This window comes from Solemya pervernicosa gill symbiont, assembly GCF_002020875.1.
Classification (GTDB): domain Bacteria; phylum Pseudomonadota; class Gammaproteobacteria.
Genome location: NZ_MPRL01000152.1, coordinates 1 through 2,314 on the forward strand (window position 1 = coordinate 1; position 2,314 = coordinate 2,314).

2 protein-coding genes and 2 pseudogenes are annotated in these 2,314 nt (G+C 46.0%); 3 read left to right on the forward strand and 1 reads right to left on the reverse strand.

The genetic code is table 11. The features are described 5' to 3' along the window. From BOW52_RS17225 to BOW52_RS17650, 3 genes and pseudogenes are all read left to right on the forward strand, one after another. A partial coding sequence (locus tag BOW52_RS17225; RefSeq protein ID WP_236725808.1) for a transposase occupies window positions 1-387 on the forward strand: 387 nt, incomplete at its 5' end. A 2-nt stretch (window positions 388-389) separates the two neighbouring features. Then, a pseudogene (locus BOW52_RS18040) lies at window positions 390-970 on the forward strand (IS3 family transposase); the annotation flags it as partial. A 153-nt stretch (window positions 971-1,123) separates the two neighbouring features. Then, window positions 1,124-1,270, forward strand: a pseudogene (locus tag BOW52_RS17650) (IS3 family transposase); the annotation flags it as partial. 90 nt (window positions 1,271-1,360) lie between these two features. Here the strand turns inward: BOW52_RS17650 and BOW52_RS16810 are convergent. Continuing rightward, the gene (locus BOW52_RS16810) at window positions 1,361-1,939 is read right to left on the reverse strand and encodes a hypothetical protein (RefSeq protein WP_135622626.1); all 579 of its coding nucleotides are present in this window, start codon (window positions 1,937-1,939) and stop codon (window positions 1,361-1,363) included. Window positions 1,940-2,314 lie beyond the last annotated feature (375 nt).

Below are 2,314 nucleotides of genomic sequence, written 5' to 3' on the forward strand. Positions count from 1 at the left end.
CTCTGCACGGAATTCTTCTGTATATCGTTTGAAAGTCATAAACACCTGCCTTGTCCTTTTTGGACATTGTCAGGTGTCTACGGCGTTAGGGGAAGTCCAGTGATGGGAAACGGAAAGTTTGCCGAGGAATTCAAGCAAGAAGCCGTGCGGCAGGTTGTTGAAAGGGGCTATACGGTATCTGATGTGGCCAAGCGCCTGGGGGTTTCAGTTCAGAGCCTCTACAAGTGGGTCAAGGCTTACGCCCCCAACGCAACAGATCGCTATGAAGCCGAGATCAAGGAAGTTAGGCGGGAAAAACTTAAACTCAAGGAAGAGCTACAGCGTGCCAAGGATGATCGTGACATTCTAAAAAAAGCGGCCGCATACTTCGCCAGAAACCCGGAGTGAAGTACGCATATATTCTGCAGAATCTGGAGCGCTATCCAGTCCAGCGCCTGTGTCGTGTGCTAGGTGTGTCACGAAGCGGTTACTACGCTTGGTTAGTCAGGCCACCCTCGCAACGGTCGCTCGAGGACGAGCGATTACTAGGCCTAATCAGAGAGCCCCATGAGGCGAGCGGCCGAACCTATGGCTCGCCACGTGTGCTCTGTGACCTGCGAGAGCTGGGTGAGCATGTAGGAAAAAACCGGATCGTGCCTGGGTGACAGACATCACCTATATTCGCACCTACGAAGGATGGTTGTATCTCGCAGTAGTGATGGACCTTTATTCACGCATGATCATTGGCTGGTCGATGAAAACCACCCTGGCCAAAGAGATTGTTCTGGATGCATTGTTAATGGCTATCTGGAGACGCACTCCTGAACAAGACGTGGTTATACATTCTGATCAAGGCTCACAATACAGCAGTGATGAGTGGACTCGGTTCTGCAAAACCAATAACTTGATACCCAGCATGAGTCGTCGGGGAAATTGTTATGATAATGCAGCCGCTGAATCCTTCTTCAGTAGCTTGAAGAAAGAGAAAATTCGGGGAGTCGTTATTTTTGCGGAAGCTTGTTTTGGGCATCCAGGCCCAAGCAAACAGCAAAAACTTAACGCGACCGTTTATGCCTGCGGCGCCCCGACCGTCCTGCGTACGTTGCGTAATCACCTCTTCGCGGCTCTACACAGCGGTCAGCGTAGGCGACACATCTTTAAAACACGTGAAGAGGCTAGAGCGGAAATATTCGATTACATCGAAGTGTTTTATAATAGGGCAAGACGCCATCAGCACCTAGGAAACATCAGTCCTCAGGCGTACGAAGAGCAGATGGCAAAATTAGGTTGAGTGTCCACGGAAATGAAGGAAGTCCGTCCACGGAAACGAAGGAAGTCCTGTCGCTTATTAAAAGTACCCGTTAAACTGGAGAGACTTATTTTAACCCCTTGTACCTTGAAATAAATATTGAACCTCATTGATATCTGTATCAGTCATATATTTCCCAGAAAACGCATCAAAGCTATCATTTACGATGAAACTCAGTGTCCCAGAAGCAACTAATCCTTCGCTCTCACACGCGCTATCAATATTGAACGGAGTTTTTCTTTCCATCCAAGTTCCTGACATATGGCGGTTCTTATAAAAACCTTCATAGCAACCGTAAATAGGCTCTTTTGAATTTATGTGATATATATATATTCCTCGAATAAGATTTTTCACATGATGAATATCGGACTGTGTTGTGTAAATCCTTTTATTACCCCTGTGCAGCTCCCAATGACCACCCAGATTATCATCGCTTGACATGTCTATATAACTACTCACAAATAACATCGTAGAAGCGATAGCATTAGTTATCATAAATAACTTAATAATTCTCAACATCTCTGCTCGTGGTTTTTTTTTATTTTGCTCGTTTTTTAAGAGCACAAATATTAAGATAGAAAACAGAAGAATTACTCCTGATAGTCCGTATCCAAGCATTTGTGTTACACCATTAAATATTACATTATTCACACATTACACCAAATATTTAGTATGATAATCTGCAAAGTCATACCTGCGCACCCCCTAACATTAATCCTAAAAGCACTAGCATGTCACATGCTAGTAATAGTTGTTTCTCAATAGCTTGACGCTCTCTGACCGCCATTAAGACCGATGCGAGGACGGTTAGCCCCCAGTAGCCAACGCCGTCTACATATTCGTAGTTGAAATCGAGCGCAAAGGACGTAGAAGATGCAGACGGCATCGACAACTAAAGCCTAACCGCCCCGCTTCGCTATCCATGGCGTCGGGGAGTCGCTATTTTTGCGGAAGCTTGTTTTGGGCATCCAAGCCCAAGCAAGCGGCAAATACTTAACGCGACCGTTTATGCCTACGGCGCCCCGA